16 protein-coding genes are annotated in these 16,635 nt (G+C 65.7%); 10 read left to right on the plus strand and 6 right to left on the minus strand.

The features are described 5' to 3' along the window. Nucleotides 1-41: 41 nt before the first annotated feature. Together ACFFWD_RS13350 and ACFFWD_RS13355 are read right to left on the minus strand one after the other, a co-directional pair. Complete coding sequence (locus ACFFWD_RS13350) at nt 42-755, minus strand: PIG-L deacetylase family protein (protein WP_376965715.1); 714 nt, start codon at nt 753-755, stop codon at nt 42-44. 71 nt (nt 756-826) lie between these two features. Further along, nucleotides 827-1,549, minus strand: a complete 723-nt coding sequence (locus ACFFWD_RS13355) for a TetR/AcrR family transcriptional regulator (protein ID WP_376965717.1) — start codon at nt 1,547-1,549, stop codon at nt 827-829. A gap of 104 nt (nt 1,550-1,653) precedes the next feature. Here ACFFWD_RS13355 and ACFFWD_RS13360 point away from each other — a divergent pair, with 104 nt between their 5' ends. Next, complete coding sequence (locus tag ACFFWD_RS13360) at nt 1,654-2,628, plus strand: tripartite tricarboxylate transporter substrate binding protein (protein WP_376965719.1); 975 nt, start codon at nt 1,654-1,656, stop codon at nt 2,626-2,628. Between the two features lie 40 nt (nt 2,629-2,668). On the opposite strand, the gene ACFFWD_RS13365 is transcribed toward ACFFWD_RS13360, so the two are convergent. Both ACFFWD_RS13365 and ACFFWD_RS13370 read right to left on the minus strand, forming a co-directional pair. Continuing rightward, nucleotides 2,669-3,694: a histone deacetylase family protein gene (locus ACFFWD_RS13365; RefSeq protein WP_376965721.1), complete on the minus strand. Its 1,026-nt coding sequence runs from the start codon at nt 3,692-3,694 to the stop codon at nt 2,669-2,671. Nucleotides 3,695-3,751: 57 nt separating this feature from the next. Then, entirely contained in the window at nt 3,752-4,456 is a 705-nt protein-coding gene (locus ACFFWD_RS13370) for a GntR family transcriptional regulator (protein ID WP_376965723.1), read from the minus strand. 147 nt (nt 4,457-4,603) lie between these two features. On the opposite strand from ACFFWD_RS13370, the gene ACFFWD_RS13375 reads away from it, so the two are divergent. From ACFFWD_RS13375 to ACFFWD_RS13415, 9 genes are all read left to right on the plus strand, one after another. Next, entirely contained in the window at nt 4,604-5,377 is a 774-nt protein-coding gene (locus ACFFWD_RS13375; protein ID WP_376965725.1) for a class II aldolase/adducin family protein, read from the plus strand. Nucleotides 5,378-5,419: 42 nt separating this feature from the next. Continuing rightward, nucleotides 5,420-6,970: an ABC transporter substrate-binding protein gene (locus ACFFWD_RS13380; RefSeq protein ID WP_376965727.1), complete on the plus strand. Its 1,551-nt coding sequence runs from the start codon at nt 5,420-5,422 to the stop codon at nt 6,968-6,970. 74 nt (nt 6,971-7,044) lie between these two features. Next, on the plus strand, nt 7,045-8,016 hold the full coding sequence (locus ACFFWD_RS13385; RefSeq protein WP_376965728.1) for an ABC transporter permease: 972 nt from the start codon (nt 7,045-7,047) through the stop codon (nt 8,014-8,016). Further along, nucleotides 8,013-8,852 (plus strand): ABC transporter permease, encoded by an 840-nt coding sequence (locus ACFFWD_RS13390; RefSeq protein ID WP_376965731.1) that lies wholly within the window; start codon nt 8,013-8,015, stop codon nt 8,850-8,852. Before ACFFWD_RS13385 ends, ACFFWD_RS13390 begins: the two co-directional genes overlap by 4 nt. A 3-nt stretch (nt 8,853-8,855) precedes the next feature. Continuing rightward, a complete protein-coding gene (locus ACFFWD_RS13395; RefSeq protein ID WP_376965732.1) occupies nt 8,856-10,475 on the plus strand; it encodes an ABC transporter ATP-binding protein in 1,620 nt (539 codons plus the stop codon). 3 nt (nt 10,476-10,478) lie between these two features. Next, nucleotides 10,479-11,414 carry a 2-hydroxyacid dehydrogenase gene (locus tag ACFFWD_RS13400; protein WP_376965734.1) on the plus strand — a complete coding sequence of 312 codons (936 nt, stop codon included), beginning with the start codon at nt 10,479-10,481 and terminating at the stop codon, nt 11,412-11,414. Between the two features lie 20 nt (nt 11,415-11,434). Then, a complete protein-coding gene (locus ACFFWD_RS13405; RefSeq protein ID WP_376965736.1) occupies nt 11,435-12,499 on the plus strand; it encodes a phosphotransferase in 1,065 nt (354 codons plus the stop codon). A 4-nt stretch (nt 12,500-12,503) separates the two neighbouring features. After that, on the plus strand, nt 12,504-13,778 hold the full coding sequence (locus tag ACFFWD_RS13410) for an aspartate aminotransferase family protein (RefSeq protein ID WP_376965738.1): 1,275 nt from the start codon (nt 12,504-12,506) through the stop codon (nt 13,776-13,778). 81 nt (nt 13,779-13,859) lie between these two features. Further along, nucleotides 13,860-14,468, plus strand: coding sequence for a TetR/AcrR family transcriptional regulator (locus tag ACFFWD_RS13415; protein ID WP_376965740.1), 609 nt, complete (start codon nt 13,860-13,862; stop codon nt 14,466-14,468). Here the strand turns inward: ACFFWD_RS13415 and ACFFWD_RS13420 are convergent, their stop codons facing one another. Both ACFFWD_RS13420 and ACFFWD_RS13425 read right to left on the minus strand, forming a co-directional pair. Continuing rightward, complete coding sequence (locus tag ACFFWD_RS13420; RefSeq protein ID WP_376965742.1) at nt 14,469-15,419, minus strand: fatty acid desaturase; 951 nt, start codon at nt 15,417-15,419, stop codon at nt 14,469-14,471. It abuts the gene before it with no gap. A gap of 17 nt (nt 15,420-15,436) precedes the next feature. Then, nucleotides 15,437-16,468 (minus strand): alpha/beta fold hydrolase, encoded by a 1,032-nt coding sequence (locus ACFFWD_RS13425; protein ID WP_376965744.1) that lies wholly within the window; start codon nt 16,466-16,468, stop codon nt 15,437-15,439. Nucleotides 16,469-16,635 lie beyond the last annotated feature (167 nt).

Here is a 16,635-nt window from a genome sequence, read left to right on the forward strand (position 1 = left end):
CTCCGGAATTCAACGGCCGAGGCCACCACCGACGGCAGACTTCATTGCAGGACCTCCTCCACCGTCGGGAACAGGCGCTGGTAGGCCTCGCCATGGGTCATGGGCACGCCGGTGTTGCGGCTGCCCTGGATGCCGCGGTTGAGCGCGACGCGTTCGTAATAGCCCCAGAGATGCTTCTGCGCGGCGAGGATCTGGAACGCCTGGTATTTCTGCTCCCAGACCTCGTCGATCTTGAGGATCAGGTTCGGCTTGAAGTTGCACATCTCCGGCTGGTGCGGCTCGAACAGGAACACCGGCGGCGCGGCGTATTTGTAGCTTGCGCCGGGCTTGTGGCCCATCGCCTGCGCCACCACGCGGGTCTGCTGCGCGAAATGCGCCGCATCGGGATGGTCGAAATTGTAGGGGTCTTCCAGCGCGTGCGTCAGCACGAAGCTCGGATTGAGCTCGCGGTAGATATCGACCATCCGGTCGAAATGCGCCTCGTTGAGCTTCAGCGGGTAATCACCGCAATCGAAGAACTCGATCTCGGCTCCTAGCAGCTTTGCTGCGCGCTCGGCCTCATCCTTGCGGCCGGCCTTCACCGAAGCGAGCGTCGCGCCGGCCTCCTTCCAGGCGAACTGGCTCTCGCCGCGCTCGCCGAAGGACAGGCACACGATCTTGACGCGATAGCCCCTCTTCGCATGCAGCGCGATGGCGCCGCCGGCACGCCAGACGAAATCGCCGGGATGGGCGGTGATGACTAGACCTGTCTTCATGGGATGAAGGCTCCCTCTTGTTTGGAGCTGCAGATGCCCCGTCTGTGCAGGCCGCCTCAGTGGCCCCGAGGTCAGTGCTCGCTTTGGCTTCTGGATGGAACGGGGGCTTTGCGACGCGCCGGCGCCGCCTGATCGAGCGGCTCGGCCTGCAGCGAGGCAACGGTGGCGCGCACCAGCTCTTCGATCGCGTGGCCGGCGTCGGTGCCGTCGGCGCTGCCACGCGACAGCCGCGACACGCGCTCCGGCGTCACCAGGGTGTAGTACAGCGCGCCGAGCAGGAAGTGGCTGCGCCAGACGATGTCGGTGCGTGGAATATGCGGCAGGCTCTCGTGGATCGCATCGATGAAGGCGTGGCTCGTATCATCGAAGGTTTGCGCGATGATGCGCCGGGCGACTTCGTTTCCCTCGGCCGACATCACAGCGCGCAGCCGCGTGAATCGCGTGCCGCCGCCGGCGAGATCGCTACCCGAAGTGAAGGCCGGCAGCACATAGGCACGCACGATCGCCTCCAGCCGGTCCTGCAGATCGCGCACCCGCTTTGCGGCCGCCAGCAGCTCGGAGCGGCGCAGATTCATCGGACCGCAATGGCGGCGATAGATTTCGAGCAGCAGGCCGTCCTTGGTCTCGAAATGATAGGTGACGCTGCCGGGATTGGCGCCGGCAGCCTGCGCGATGTCGCGGACCGACACGGCGTTGAAGCCGTGGGTCGAGAACAACTCTTCGGCCGCGGCGAGGATCGCCTCGCGCATGTTGGGCTTGCGTGTCGAAGAGGCTTTGGCGGGCTTGCGAAGCATATTTGTACTATCGTACAAAAGATCAGGTCGCGTCAACAAGGCGCGGGATTGCGGCGAAGCCGGCGCGAAGTGCGTCACGCCAACGAGGAAGGACATGCGCTGACATGCTGGGCTTCAACACAATCCGCCACGCAATCGCGACCGCCGCGATCATCCTGACCGGCACGGTCGCGCTAGCCGAGAATTTCCCGAACAAGCCGGTTCATATTCTCGTGCCCTATGCGGCGGGCGGCGCGGTCGACGTGCTCGCGCGCACGCTCGGCCAGGCGCTGGCGAAGACATGGGGGCAGCAGCCGGTGATCGAGAACCGGCCCGGCGCCGGCGGCGTGATCGCTTCCCAGGCGCTCGCGCAGGCCGCACCTGACGGCACCACCCTGATCCTGGTCGCGAGCGGTCATCCGCTCAACCAGTTCATCTATCCGAGCCTGCCTTACGACACGTTCAAGGATTTCACCGCGATCACCGAGATCGCGTCCTCACCGCTTGCGATCGTGGTATCGAAGAGCAGCCCGTACCAGACGCTTGCGGATGTGCTAGCTGCGGCCCGCACCGATCCGGACAAACTATCCTATGGCATGTCCGGCAACGGCACGTCCGCGCATCTCGCCGGCGAACTCCTGAAATACATGGCGAAGGTCAAGATCGTCGCCGTTCCCTACAAGGGCGGCGCGCCGGCGCTGACCGCCGTGATCGCCGGCGACATTCCCCTCAGCGTCAACCCGCTTGCCGAAGCGATCGGCCAGATCGAGGGCGGCGCGGTGCGGGCGCTGGCCGTAACCTCAGCGCAGCGCTCCAAGGCGCTGCCCGATGTCCCGACCGTTGCCGAAGCCGGCGTGCCCGGATACGACGTGTCGGTGTGGTGGGGCTTCCTCGGGCCGGCCCACATGGCGCCGCAGGTGATTGCAAAGTTGCAGGCCGATCTGAAGGCCGCATTGCAGGATTCGACCGTGCAGAGCACGCTCGACAAGATCGGCGCGACGCCCCTCGGCACCGCGGCAGGCGAGTTCGATGCCTTCATGCATGCGGAAGTGACGAAGTGGGAGCCGGTGCTGAAGGCAGCCGATATCAAGGCGCAGTGAGGCGCACCAGACCGTTTCAAGCAGCTTCATTCCGAACTGGCTACCGCGCGGCTTCGAACCCGCCGAGCACGGCCGTTAGGTTGGCGCCGAGGTTATCGGAGAGGTAGCCGCCCTCCTGCACCAGCACCGTCGGCAACCCGATCCGTGCGAGCCCCTCGCCGATGCGGCGGAAGCCGTCGGTCGTCACCGCCAGTCCCGCGAGCGGATCGTGCTCGGAGGCATCGAGGCCGAGCGCGACGACGAGCGCGGTCGGCGCGAAGCTCTGGATCGCCTTCGCCGCGGTCGCGAGCGCCTGCATGTAGCCGTCATCGCCAGTGCTCTTCGGCAAGGGGATGTTGAGGTTGGTGCCAAGGCCGGGACCAGCGCCGCGCTCATGCGCATAGCCCCACACGAACGGATAGAAGAACGACGGATCGGCGTGGATCGAGACGGTGAACACGTCGGGCCGCTCATAGAAGATGCCCTGCGTGCCGTTGCCGTGATGCACATCGACGTCGAGGATCGCGACGCGCTCATGCTTCTGCCTGAGATGCTCGGCGGCGATCGCGCTGTTGTTGAGGAAGCAGAAGCCGCCGGCGATGTCGCGATAGGCGTGATGGCCGGGCGGACGGCACAGCGCGTAGACCGCGTCCTCACCATCCAGCACCATCTGCGCCGCCGTGGTCGCGACGTCGGTCGCAGCGCAGGCGCCGGCCCAGGTGCCGGGCCCGATCGGACAGCCGGTGTCGGCGGTGTGCCAGCCGAGCTTGCCGACGATGTGGGTCGGGTAGGTGGCCGCATTGCGCACGGGGTGCACGTTCGCAATCATCTCGGGCCCGGCGTCGCCGAGCGCCGACCATTCTTCCCACGCATTGGCGAGGAAGCTCAGGTATTCCGGACTGTGCACGCGAGCGCGTGGTCCCTGCCCGAACGCGGTCGGCTCGATCAGCGTATGTTTGCCGGCCTTCAATCCACCGAGCAGGCGATCGGCACGCTCGGGCTGTTCAGTGGTGCGCTTGACCACGCCGCGGACCAGGAAGAATTGCGGATCGTGGCTGCGGTGCTTGTCGCTGTAGACGGCCTTCACGGGAGACTCCTGTCAGCTGAATGAGTGGGATCGATCGCGCATTTTGGTTTGGCGCGTCTATTTCGCAGGCACCGGCCACCGCGGAATGTCCCGCACCAGGCGGCCGACTTCGCGCCAGGCGTGACCGATGTGATAGTCGATATGCGCGACGATGCGCTCGGGATGCCCGGCCTCGATCGCGGCGAGCACCGGCTCGTGGGTGCGTGCGATCTCGTGCGGATCGTCGTAGAGCCGGCCGATCAGGCCGATCACCATGCGAAGCTCCGATGCGAGATCGTCGAACAGCCGCAGCATGCGCTTGTTGCCGGCGATCTCGCAGATCAGGCGATGAAAGCGGTAGTCCTCCTCGACCTGCCGCGCCGGATCATCGAGATCGGCTGTCTCGTGCAGCACCTCGATCTGGCGCCGCAGCATGTCGCGCGTCTCGGGCGTGAGGTTGCGCGCGGCGAGCACCGCGGCGTGCCGCTCCACGCACAGGCGAAGATCGTAGATCTCATCGATATCGTCGGCCGCGAACTGCCGCACGAAGAAGCCGCGCCGCGGATTGGCGACGAGCAGGCCCTGCTGCTCGAGCAGCCGCGCCGCCTCGCGCACCGGCGCCCGACTGACACCGAGTTCGCGTGCGATTCCGGCTTCGACGACCTTCGATCCCGGCGGCAGCCGCCCCTGGACAATCGCTTCGGTCAAACGGCGGGCGACCTGGCCGACCAGGTCCATCTCGGTAAGGGCCGGCAAGCCGACCGGAGGGGACATTGTGCGCATCAAATGGGTCCGTTTTGACCATTGTACATTATTTAATCGCGGATTGTCGACAGTTTAGACTTGCTTGTTCCGCAGATTGTCGACAGTTTAGTGGCGCGGGTATTGCAACACACGAGAACAGCCCGCTCACAGGGACTTGCAGCAACAATGACGACGCATGTGCGGCCGCAGGCCGTAAAGGACCAGACCCAGCAAACCCGCATCGACCTCGCCGCGGCCTATCGGCTGATCCACCGGCTCGGCCTTGATGACAGCATCTACACCCACATCTCGGTGCGGCTACCCGGGCGGCATGACCGCTTTTTGATCAATCCCTACGGGATGCGCTTCGAGGAGGTGACCGCCTCGAACCTCGTCACCGTCGATCTCGATGGCGTCGTGGTCGACGATCCGCTTGGGCTTGGCATCAACCCGGCCGGCTTCACTATCCACAGCGCCGTGCATGCCGCGCGACCCGACGTCGCCTGCGTGCTGCACACCCACACCGTCGCCGGCGTCGCGGTGTCGTGCCAGAAGCAGGGACTGCTGCCGCTCAATCAATGGTCGATGCAGTTCACCGACCGGCTCGCCTATCACGACTATGAAGGCATCGCGCTCGACCTCGATGAGCGTCAGCGCCTGGTCGCCGATCTCGGCGACAAGTTCGTGATGGTGCTGCGCAATCACGGCATGCTGACCTGCGGCCGCTCGGTCGCCGAAGCCTTCAAGCTGATGCACAATCTGGAGCGCTCCTGCCGCGCCCAGCTCGCGATCCAGGCGGCCGGCGCCGAGGTCGCACCGCTCTCCGACGCTGTGGCGCGCAAGACCGCCGGCCAATACGCGACCATGTACGACATCATCGAGGAGAAGGGCGTGCCCGACACCGAGTGGGCCGCCTTCCTGCGCATGCTGGAGCGCACCGATCCTGATTTCGTGAACTAGTCGCCAGCCTGTTGCCCGGTAACCCAACAAGAGAGATCGGACATGTTGAAACGAGTTGTGTCGAGCCTGCTGGTTGCGAGCGCCCTAAGCACCGCCGCCTTTGCCGAAGAGCCGAAATCCGGCGGCGTGATCAACGCGGTGATCCAGCCGGAGCCGCCGGGCCTGATGGTCGGCCTGGTGCAGAACGGCCCGACCCAGATGGTCGCCGGCAACATCTATGAGGGCCTGTTGCGCTACTCGCCGAAGCTCGAGCCGCTGCCCGGCCTCGCCGAGAGCTGGAGCGTCAGCGAGGACGGCAAGACCTATACGTTCAAGCTGCGCAAGGGCGTCTCCTGGCATGACGGCAAGCCTTTCACCTCGGCCGACGTCGCCTTCTCGATCGATTTCCTCAAGCAGACCCATCCGCGCGCCCGCGGCAATCTCGCCCAGCTCGACAAGGTCGAGACGCCGGACGACTCGACCGTGGTGTTCACGCTGAAGCAGCCGTTCGGCCCGTTCCTCGGCATCTTCGAGGTTGGCTCGCTGCCGATGATCCCCAAGCACATCTATGAAGGCACCGATTACAAGAGCAACCCGGCCAACAATACGCCTGTCGGCACCGGCCCGTTCATGTTCAAGGAATGGCAGAAGGGCTCGTTCATTCGCTTGGTCAAGAATCCGAACTACTACATCAAGGGCAAGCCGAACATCGACGAGATCTACTGGCACGTGATCCCGGATGCCGCGGCGCGCGCGGTCGCGTTCGAGACCGGCAAGGTCGACGTGCTGCCGGGCGGCTCGGTCGAGAATTTCGACGTGCCGCGCCTGTCGAAGCTGAAGAACGTCTGCGTCACCGGCAATGGCTGGGAGTTCTTCAGCCCGCATTCCTGGCTGTGGCTCAACAACCGCTCTGGCCCGACATCGAACAAGAAATTCCGCCAGGCCTTGATGTACGCGATCGACCGCAATTTCGCGAAGGACGTGATCTGGAACGGCCTCGGTAAGGTCGCAACCGGCCCGTCCGCGTCCTCGATCAAGTACTACACCGACAAGGTGGCGAAGTACGACTACGATCCCGCGAAGGCCAAGGCGTTGTTGAAGGAGGCCGGCTACAACGGCGAGAAAGTCCGCCTGCTGCCGCTGCCCTATGGCGAAACCTGGCAGCGCTGGGCCGAAGCGGTGAAGCAGAACCTGCAGGACGTCGGCATCAATGTCGAGATGATCGCAACCGACGTGCCCGGCTGGAACCAAAAGGTTTCCGATTGGGATTACGACATCGCCTTCACCTATCTCTATCAGTATGGCGATCCCGCGCTTGGCGTCGGCCGCAACTATGTCTCGAGCCAGATCGCCAAGGGCTCGCCGTTCAACAATGTCGAGGGCTATTCGAACCCCGAGATCGATCAGTTGTTCGCCGACGGCGCTACCGCCTTTCCGGATTCCAAGCGCGAGGAGATCTACCTCAAAGCTCAGAAAATCCTGACCGATGATGTGCCGGTGGCCTGGCAGCTTGAGCTCCAGTTCCCGACGATCACGCGCTGCAACGTCAAGAACCTCGTGACGACGGCGATCGGCGTCAACGACGGCTTCCGCGACGCCTGGCTCGACAAGTGACTGATATCAAGCCGCGGCGCTGACACGGCGCCGCGGCTTCTTCTGTTCCTCCCCGAACGCAACCGAAGTCACCGATGCTCGCATTCATTGCCCAGAGACTTGCAAAGGCCGTTGTCGTTCTGCTCGCGATCGTCGTCCTCAACTTCCTCCTGATCCGCATGGCGCCGGGCGATCCGGCGATGGTGATGGCGGGTGAGGCCGGCGCAAGCGACAAGATCTTCGTCGAACAACTGCGTGAAAAGTTCAGCCTCGACCAGCCGCTGCCGGTGCAGCTCTATCGCTACGTCAAGGGCATCGTGACGCTCGACCTCGGCTTCTCGTTCCGCCAGCAGATGCCGGTGGCGAAGCTGATCGCCGAGCGGCTGCCGGCGACGCTGCTGCTCACCGGCACCGCATTCGCGATCTCGCTGTTGTTCGGCGTGCTGTTCGGGACGCTCGCCGCGCGCTTCGCCGGCACCTGGGCCGACGCCGCGATCACGATCCTGGCGCTTGTCTTCTACGCCACGCCGCTGTTCTGGGTGGCGCTGATGGCGATCCTGCTGTTCTCCGTCACGATGGATTGGCTGCCGAGCTTCGGTTACGAGACCGTCGGCGCCAACTACACTGGCCTCGCCCATGTGCTCGACGTCGGCGCGCACCTGATCCTGCCCGCCACCACGATTGGCCTGTTCTTCATGGCGACCTATGCCCGCATGACCCGCGCTTCGATGCTCGAGGTGAAGCGGCACGATTTCGTCAAGACCGCGCGCGCCAAGGGCTTGCGCGATTCCGTGATCCAGCGCCGCCACGTGCTGCGCAACGCGCTTCTGCCGGTCGTGACGCTGGCGGGCTTGCAGGCCGGCACGCTGGTCGGTGGCGCCGTGCTGACCGAAACCGTGTTCGCCTGGCCCGGCATCGGCCGGCTGATGTACGAGGCGCTGTTGCAGCGCGACTACAACCTGCTGCTCGGCGTTTTCGTGGTCTGCTCGGCCATGGTGCTCGCCTTCAACCTGATCACCGACCTGATCTATCGCTCGGTCGATCCGCGCATCGAGTTCGCATCATGAGCAAGGTCTGGCGCACGATGCTGCGCAACCCCGGCGGCGTGATCGGCCTCGTGATCCTGCTGCTCGCCATTGCGATCGCGATCTTTGGCCCCTTGCTGTTTCCGACCTCGCCCTGGCGCATGGTGCAGCGACCGTTCCTTCCACCGTTCACGGTGGCGGGCCTGCCGCTCGGGACCGATGCGCTCGGCCGCGACGTGCTGGCCGGCATCATCTACGGCGCCCGCGTCTCGTTGCTGGTCGGCCTCGTCTCGACCATGACCGCGCTTGCGGTCGGGATTCCCGTCGGCGCCGTGGCTGGATATTTCGGCGGCAGGATCGGCGACGCGCTGATGCGCTTCACCGAATTCTTCCAGACCGTGCCGAGCTTTGCGCTGGCGATCGTGCTGGTTGCGATCCTGCAGCCGTCCATTGTCTCGATCGTGCTGGCGATCGCGATCGTGAGCTGGCCGCCGGTGGCGCGGCTCGTGCGCGGCGAGGTGCTGTCGCTGCGCACCCGCGAATACGTCCAGGCTGCCGTCGTCACTGGCCAAAGCCATAGCTGGATCATCTGGCGCGAGATTTTGCCGAATGCGCTGTCGCCGGTGATCGTGCTGGCCTCGCTGATGGTCGCAACCGCGATCCTTCTGGAATCCTCGCTCTCCTTCCTCGGCCTCGGCGATCCAAATCTGATGTCCTGGGGCTACATGGTCGGCGCCGGCCGCACCGTGATCCGCCAGGCGTGGTGGATCACGCTGTTTCCCGGCATCGCGATCCTGCTCTCGGTGCTGGCGCTGAACCTGATCGGCGAAGGCCTCAACGACGCGCTCAATCCGCGCCTCAGCAAGGAAGGGCGCTAAACCATGTCCGCTGCACCTGCCGTCTCGATAAAGAACCTCAAGCTCGCGCTGCCGCCGGGTTCTGATCGCCCTTACGCCGTCGACGGCGTCTCGTTCGGCCTGATGCCCGGCAAGATCCTCTGCGTCGTCGGCGAGTCCGGCTCCGGTAAATCGATGTGCGCGCACGCGCTGATGGGCCTGCTGCCCGACACCATCATCCGCGAGGCCGGCGAGATCGTCTATGACGGCCAGAACCTCCTGACCCTCGACGACACCGGCTGGCTCGCGCTGCGCGGCCGCCACATCGCCATGGTGTTCCAGGAGCCGATGACCGCGCTCAATCCGTTGATGCGGATCGGCGACCAGATCGCCGAAATGTTCGAGGCCCACAACCTGCTGACGCCGAAGGCGCGGAAGCAGAAGGCGCTGCAGCTCCTGCGCGAGGTCGGCCTGCCCGACCCCGAACGCTCGATGCGCGCCTACCCGCATCAGCTCTCCGGCGGCCAGCGTCAGCGCGCCATGATCGCGATGGCGCTCGCGCTGGAGCCGGCCATTCTCGTCGCCGACGAACCGACCACGGCACTCGACGTCACCACGCAGGCGCAGATCCTTGAGCTGATCCGCGACCTGCAACGCCGCCGTAACATGGCCGTCATGTTCATCACCCATGACTTCGGCGTTGTCGCCGATATCGCCGACCGCGTCGTGGTGCTTCAGCATGGCAAGGTGGTCGAGCAAGGCGCAGCCGACGACGTCCTGCAGCGTCCGCAGCATCCCTACACCCGTGCGCTGCTCGCGGCTGTGCCCTCGATGCAGCCGCCGCAGCGCGCGCCGCTCGCGGACCGCGCCAAGGCGGTCGAGGTGGTCGGTCTCGACAAGACCTATGTGTCGGGCGGCGGCTGGTTCCAGCCGGAGCGCCGCGTCCAGGCCGCGAAGGAAGTCAATTTCGACATCCTGCAGGGCGAGACGGTCGGCCTCGTCGGCGAATCCGGTTCGGGCAAATCTTCGGTGGCGCGGCTCGTGATGCGGCTGATCGAGCCTGACAATGGCACGGTCCGGCTCGGCGACACCGATTTCACCCGCATCGCCGGCCGGGCGCTCCGCAAGGAGCGCAGCCGGATCCAGATGATCTTCCAGGACCCCTTCGCCTCGCTCAATCCGCGCCGCAAGGTCGGCAACATCATCGCCGACGGGCCGATCGCCCACGGCACCGATCCCGCGGTCGCGCACAAGCGCGCGGGCGAGTTGCTCGGCCTCGTCGGCCTCAATGCCAGCGCGATGGAGCGTTATCCGCACGAATTCTCCGGCGGCCAGCGCCAGCGCATCGGCATTGCCCGTGCGCTTGCGCTCGAGCCGGAGATCATCGTCGCGGACGAAGCCGTCTCCGCGCTCGACGTCTCGGTGCAGGCGCAGGTGCTTAACCTGCTCGAAGACCTGAAAGCGCGCCTTGGGCTGTCGATGCTGTTCATCACCCACGATCTGCGCGTGGCGGCACAGATTTGCGACCGCATCGCGGTGATGCAGCGCGGCGCGATCGTCGAGCTGAAGCAGACCGCCGCTTTGTTCTCGGCGCCCGAGCACGCCTACACCCGCGAGCTGCTCGCCGCGGTACCGGGCCAGATCTCCGCATCGCGGGCGGCCTGATCGATGCGTTGCGTCTTTGTCAGCAAGACCCTCGACCTTCGCAGCCATTTCGGCACAGCGCTGGCGCGCACGGCGCCTCGCATCGAAGTCGTCGACCACGCGGCGGACGCGCCGGCCGCGGATGTCCGCCTCGCACTGGCCTGGCATCCGCCCGACGATGCGTTCGAGCGCTATCCGAACCTGGAAGCCGTTTGCTCGATCGCGGCCGGCGTCGACAACATCATCGCCTGCCCGAGCCTGCGCTCCGGCGTCGAGGTGGTGCGCGTGGTCGATCCCGGACAGGCGCAGATGATGTCGGGATTCATCGCCTGGCACGCGATTGGACATCAGCGCGGCTTTGCCGCCTTCCGCGACCAGCAGCGCGACCGGATCTGGCAACGCCGCGACCAGCGGCGCGCGCAGGACGTGCCGGTCGGCATCCTCGGCAATGGCGAGATCGGGCAGCGCGTGGCCGCCGACCTCGTGCATCTCGGCTTCCCCGTGATGTCGTGGAGCCGCACGGCGAAGGCGATCTCGTCATCGAGCCGCAGCTTTTACGGGCCGGCGGGGCTCGCCGCCATGCTCGCCGAGACCGAGGTGCTGGTGAACCTGCTGCCGCTGACGGCGGAGACACGCGGCATCCTCAACGGCGAGCTTTTCGCCAGAATGCGCCGCGGCGGCTATTTGATCCAGGTCGGCCGCGGCGAGCATCTGGTCGAGGCCGATCTGCTCGCGGCGCTCGAGCGCGGCCATTTGTCCGGTGCGGCGCTGGATGTATTCGCCACCGAACCGCTGCCGCAGGCGCACCCGTTCTGGTACCATCCGCAAATCGTCATCACGCCGCATGACGCCAGCGACGTCAGCGTCCACGCCGTCGCGAGCACGTTGGCGACAACGGCGGATGCTGTCAGCGCCGGGCGGCGCCCGCCGCACGCCATCGACCGCGGGCGCGGTTATTGATCGCGGGACAGGAAACTCAGGTGCCAAACTCCTCGCCGACCATTGCTGCCGCGCACCCGCTCGACGGGCTGCGCGCCGCCTCGCCGATCCCGGAGACGCGCGCGCAGGCGCTGGCCGAGGACTATTATGGCCTGCCGGCTGCGGTGCGCCGGCTCGACAGCGAGCGCGACCAGAATTTCCGGCTGCGCACGCCCGACGGGCGCGACTATGTGCTGAAGATCGCCAATCCCGCGGAAGACCGCGCCGTCACCAATCTGCAGACGGAAGCGCTGGGTCATGCTGCGGCCAGGGATTCGGCGCTGCCGATCCCGCGGGTTTTCCCGGCGCTGAATGGCGCGGTCGAGCTCGAGGTCGCGTTCGACGACGGCTCAAAGCGCATCGTGCGGCTGCTCTCCTTTCTTGCCGGAACGCCGATGCACCAGGTGGCACCGTCGACCGCCTTGCGGCGCGATATCGGCCACTGGGCGGCGCGCCTTGCCCGGGCGTTGCGCGATTTCCACCATCCCGGCGCCGGCCACAAGCTGTTGTGGGACATCCAGCACGCGGCCGAACTGCGCCCGCTGCTCGATACCGTTCCCGCCGCCCAGCGCGACCTCGTGGAACGCGTCCTCGACGGCTTCGAAACCCAGGCACGGCCGATATTGTCGCAGCTTCGGGCGCAGCCCGTGCACAACGACCTCAACCCGCACAACATCGTCGTCGACCCAACCGATCACGAACGCATCGCGGGCATCATCGATTTCGGCGACCTCACTTCCACGGCCCGCATCAATGACCTTGCGATCGCATGCGCCTATCAGGTCGCCGACAGCGACGATCCGCTGGCGCCGGCCTGCGAGCTGATCGCGGCCTATCATGCGGTGACGCCGCTCGAGGCTACCGAACGCGCGATCCTGTTCGACCTGATCGCGACGCGCATGGTGATGACGGTCGTGATCAGCAACCTCAGGGCGGCTCGCTATCCCGAGAACCGGGAGTATATTCTGCGCAACAACAAGGCGGCCTCGGCGCGGCTGGCCCGGATCGCGACATTGTCGCGCGACCAGGCCAGACAACAGATCGAACGCGCCTGCCAGGGAGAGTAAAGCGATGCCGGTGGAGAATCCCTCGACGCAAGATTTGATCGCGCGGCGCAATCGCCTGCTCGGCCCGGCCTATCGGCTGTTCTACGATGAGCCGGTTCAGGTCGTGCGCGGCGACGGCGTCTGGCTCTACGATCCTACGGGCCAACGCTATCTCGACGCCTATAACAACGTCGCCTCCGTCGGGCATTGCCATCCGCGCGTCGTCGAGGCGATCGCGCGGCAGGCGGCGGTGCTCAACACCCACACCCGCTACCTGCACGAGACCATTCTCGACTATGCGGAGCGGCTGCTCAAAACGTTCCCGGCCGAGATCGGCCATGTGATGTTCACCTGCACCGGTAGCGAGGGCAACGATCTCGCGCTGCGCGTGGCGCGGACCTGCACCGGCGGCACCGGCGTCATCGTCACCCGGACCGCCTATCACGGCGTCACCGGCGCGCTCGCCGAATTGTCGCCGTCGCTTGGCCTGCCGGAGCCGACCGCGGCCCATGTCCGGCTCGTTCCGGCGCCGCAATCCGCAGCGGATGCGACCGGCGAGATTTTTGCTGGCCATGTTCGCGCGGCGTTCGAGGACATGAAGCGGAGCGGCGTTCGCCCGGCCGCGCTCCTGATCGATACCATTTTCTCCAGCGACGGCGTGTTCGCCGATCCGCCCGGCTTTCTGGCGCCGGCGGTGGAAGCTGCGCGCGCAGCAGGTGCGCTGTTCATCGCCGACGAGGTGCAGCCCGGTTTCGGCCGCTGTGGTCAGGGCCTGTGGGGCTTTGCCCGTCACGGCGTCAGTCCCGACATGGTCACGATGGGCAAGCCGATGGGCAACGGCCACCCGATTGCGGCGATGGCCGCGCGCCCGGCGCTGCTCAAGGAATTCGGCGCACGCTCGCGCTACTTCAACACCTTCGGCGGCAACCCGGTGTCCGCTGCCGCCGGGATGGCCGTGCTCGACGTCATCGAGCAGGAAGGCCTGATCGAGAATGCGAACCGCACCGGAAGATACCTGCGCGAGCGGCTCGGCGCCTTGCGGGCGCGACATCCGCTGATCGCCGAAGTGCGCGGCGCCGGCCTCTTCATCGGCGTCGAGCTGCGCCAGGGCGAAGTGCCTGCCACCAACGAGACCGCGCGCCTCGTCAACGCGCTGCGCCGGCGGCACATCCTGATCAGCGCCTCGGGGCCGGCCGCCAACGTGCTGAAAATCCGTCCGCCGCTGGTGTTCGGCAGAGAGCATGCCGACCTGCTGGTCGAGACGCTGGATCAGGCCTTGCGCGAGATCGCGCAAGGCTGACGGCTCGCCCGTCCCTCCCCGATTTGTGCTAAGCCCGGCACAACGGAGCGTGAATCACGCGCGCTTGGGGAAGACCGGGCAATGGCCAGCAAGGCGGAGACCGAGGACGGCACGACGGCGCGGCGCGGCCGGCCGCGCTCTGCCGCGACCACCGCCGCCATCCTGCAAAGCGCCTATACGCTGATGGCGACAACCGGCCTTGCCGCCACCACCATCGATGCGATCGCCCGCCATTCCAACGTCTCGAAGATGACGATTTACAAATGGTGGCCGTCGCGCGAGGCGCTGCTGATCGACGCGTTCCTTGACCAGGCCTCGCGCGCGGTGCCGCTGCCTGTAACAGGCAATCCGGCGGCGCAGATTCGCCGCCACGCCGCGACCTATACCGAGGCGCTGCTTGGCGAATTCGGACGGGTGCAGCTCGCGGTGATCTCCGAATGCGTCTCGAAGACCGGATCGGCCGAGATTTTCTACGAACGCTATCTCAACCTGCGCCGCAGCAGGGTGCTGGAAACCATCGTCAACGGCCAGAAGGACGGCAGCATCGGCGCGTCGGGCGCACCCGGCGATCTCTATGACGCGATCTATGGCAGCCTGTTCTATCGCTACGTCTTCGGCATCAAGCCGCTGACGCCGGCCTATGCCCGCAACCTCGTCAACCTCGTGCTGCGGCCGAACGCGGACGCGTGATCACGCAGCCGTCTGCCGCTGACGGCGAAACCACGCCCAGGTCTCGCGCGTCACCGCGCGGTAATTCCGGCCGCGAAACACGATATGGCCGTCGACAGCGGCGTTGAGCTTCGGCAGCGCGTGAAACGGCACCGTCGGATAGGCGTGGTGCTCGACATGATAGGGCATGTTCCAGGCAAACCACTTCATGATCCGGCCGGTCATCGTGGTGCGGGTGTTTTCGAACGCGCTGCGGGTCCGCTCGCAACCGGTATGCTCCGCATAGAGGTAGGGACGCAGGATGAGCTGGCCGGCGAACAGGGGCACGATCCACACCCAGAGCAGGGTCGCGCTGTGCAGCGCGAGCGAAGCAATCAGCAACAGCAGATAGCAGGCGAGATAAAGCCGCGCCTCCATGACGATCATCGCGCGCTTGCCTTCGGGAATCCACGGCACGATCACTCTGCCGGTGAGGGCATGGTGCAGCATCAGGCGGATGCGGACCAGGACTTGCAGCAATCCCGAATAGGCGATCGCAAGCTGGGTGTCCGACGCCGGCTTCGGTCCCACGATCAATTCGGGGTCCTTCTCGGGATCCTGGGTGTAGCGATGATGGTCCCAGTGGAACAGGTAGTAATATTCGTACGGCAATCCGATCGCAAAGGCCGAGAGGTTGCCGACCGCGAGATTGAGCGCACGGCTCCTGAACGCGGTCTTGTGCGCGGTCTCGTGCACCACCATGAACAGGAACGCGACGAAATAACCCTGCAAGGCCATCAGCGGCAACGCCCACGCCAGACCGTAGCGCGACGAAACGAGCCAGATCAGCGTCGCAATCAAGAGAATCATGCCGTAATGGCTTGCCGCGCGCAGCGCGCCTGCAAGGTTCGATTTCACCGATAGCTCGCGCAAGGTCGCCGCGCCGAGCGGCTTCAGCCGGGGGCTGGCGTCGTGGGTCTCAGCGGTGCTCATGATCGTCGTCTCACATGTCAGCGTTGCAGCAGCGCCGATATCTCGGCGTTGATGAAGGCGCGATCGGCGGCGTTGTTGATCGGGTTGCCGGCACGGTGGCCGTGGATCGAGGGAATCGCATGCAGCGCGGCCGAGCGCGCATTGGTCAGCCGGCCAAGCTCGTCCGCATTGTCGCGCATGTCGAAATAGCGGTCGGTACGCCCCGGCATCAGCAGCACATGCGCCCTGATCGCGGCGAGCGCGCGGTCGATGTCGCCGCCGAACTCCTCGCAGCGGCTGATGTCGCCGTTCTGCCAGATCGCGATCTGCGTCAGCAGGTCGTCGGCGTCGCGCCGCGCGAAGGTGCCGTCCCACGATCCCGCCAGATAGTCTTCCAGCGAGGTGAAGCCGGCCTCGCGCCAGACCTCGCCGCGATAGAATTCATGCGACATCGCCCAGCCGGCATAGACGCGCCCCATGGCACGAAAACCCGCTACGGGTTTTGCCGCAAAGCGGCCATCCTGATAGGCGGGATCGGCCGTCAGCGCGGCCTTCACGCCGTCGAGGAAGACATGGTTGTAGGGCGAGCACCGCGCGCTGCCGCAGACCACGGCCGCGCGCTCCACCATATCTGGATAGTGCGCGGCCCAGTGATAGGCCTGCATGCCGCCCATCGACCAGCCATAGACCAGCGCGAGCTTCGTGATGCCAAAGCGTTCGACCAGAAGCCGCCGCTGCACCGCGACGGCATCATGATAGCTGAAGGCCGGAAACGGCGCGCCGCCGAGCACCTCGCGCGAATTCGACGGCGAGGACGACAACCCGTTGCCGAACAGGTTCGCAATGACGATGAAATAACGCTCGGGATCGAGCGCCCCGCCCCGCTGCACCAGCCATTCGATGTCATAATGTTGCGCGCTGAACGATGTCGGATAGAGGATGACATTGTCCCGCGCGACGTTCAGCGTGCCGTAGGTCTTGTAAGCCAGCTTGAGCTGCGGAAACACGGCGCCGCCTTGCAGCGTCACGTCACCGGCCTCGAACACATCGTAGTCGCGTGGCGTGGTCATGGTATCCGCCCCCGATCATTTAGCCTGCGAGCCGGCCGTCGCGGTGCGCTCGCTCAAGCGCATCGTTGCGCCGCTAATAACTGTACTAGTCGTACACTAACTGTCAACAGCCCTGACGGTGGCATAACACCGGGCCGATCAATCCAAAATCGGCATCGATCGATACA

The sequence above is a fragment of the Bradyrhizobium erythrophlei genome, assembly GCF_042430365.1.
GTDB classification, from domain to species: domain Bacteria; phylum Pseudomonadota; class Alphaproteobacteria; order Rhizobiales; family Xanthobacteraceae; genus Bradyrhizobium; species Bradyrhizobium erythrophlei.

Excerpts from the sequence above, each read along its gene's own strand:
- ACFFWD_RS13370 (WP_376965723.1), bottom strand. The coding sequence starts at position 4,456 with ATGCGCACAATGTCCCCTCCGGTCGGCTTGCCGGCCCTTACCGAGATG.
- ACFFWD_RS13410 (WP_376965738.1), top strand. The coding sequence starts at position 12,504 with ATGCCGGTGGAGAATCCCTCGACGCAAGATTTGATCGCGCGGCGCAAT.
- ACFFWD_RS13420 (WP_376965742.1), bottom strand. The coding sequence starts at position 15,419 with ATGAGCACCGCTGAGACCCACGACGCCAGCCCCCGGCTGAAGCCGCTC.
- ACFFWD_RS13385 (WP_376965728.1), top strand. The coding sequence starts at position 7,045 with ATGCTCGCATTCATTGCCCAGAGACTTGCAAAGGCCGTTGTCGTTCTG.
- ACFFWD_RS13425 (WP_376965744.1), bottom strand. The coding sequence starts at position 16,468 with ATGACCACGCCACGCGACTACGATGTGTTCGAGGCCGGTGACGTGACG.
- ACFFWD_RS13375 (WP_376965725.1), top strand. The coding sequence starts at position 4,604 with ATGACGACGCATGTGCGGCCGCAGGCCGTAAAGGACCAGACCCAGCAA.
- ACFFWD_RS13390 (WP_376965731.1), top strand. The coding sequence starts at position 8,013 with ATGAGCAAGGTCTGGCGCACGATGCTGCGCAACCCCGGCGGCGTGATC.
- ACFFWD_RS13355 (WP_376965717.1), bottom strand. The coding sequence starts at position 1,549 with ATGCTTCGCAAGCCCGCCAAAGCCTCTTCGACACGCAAGCCCAACATG.
- ACFFWD_RS13400 (WP_376965734.1), top strand. The coding sequence starts at position 10,479 with ATGCGTTGCGTCTTTGTCAGCAAGACCCTCGACCTTCGCAGCCATTTC.
- ACFFWD_RS13360 (WP_376965719.1), top strand. The coding sequence starts at position 1,654 with ATGCTGGGCTTCAACACAATCCGCCACGCAATCGCGACCGCCGCGATC.
- ACFFWD_RS13380 (WP_376965727.1), top strand. The coding sequence starts at position 5,420 with ATGTTGAAACGAGTTGTGTCGAGCCTGCTGGTTGCGAGCGCCCTAAGC.
- ACFFWD_RS13415 (WP_376965740.1), top strand. The coding sequence starts at position 13,860 with ATGGCCAGCAAGGCGGAGACCGAGGACGGCACGACGGCGCGGCGCGGC.
- ACFFWD_RS13350 (WP_376965715.1), bottom strand. The coding sequence starts at position 755 with ATGAAGACAGGTCTAGTCATCACCGCCCATCCCGGCGATTTCGTCTGG.
- ACFFWD_RS13395 (WP_376965732.1), top strand. The coding sequence starts at position 8,856 with ATGTCCGCTGCACCTGCCGTCTCGATAAAGAACCTCAAGCTCGCGCTG.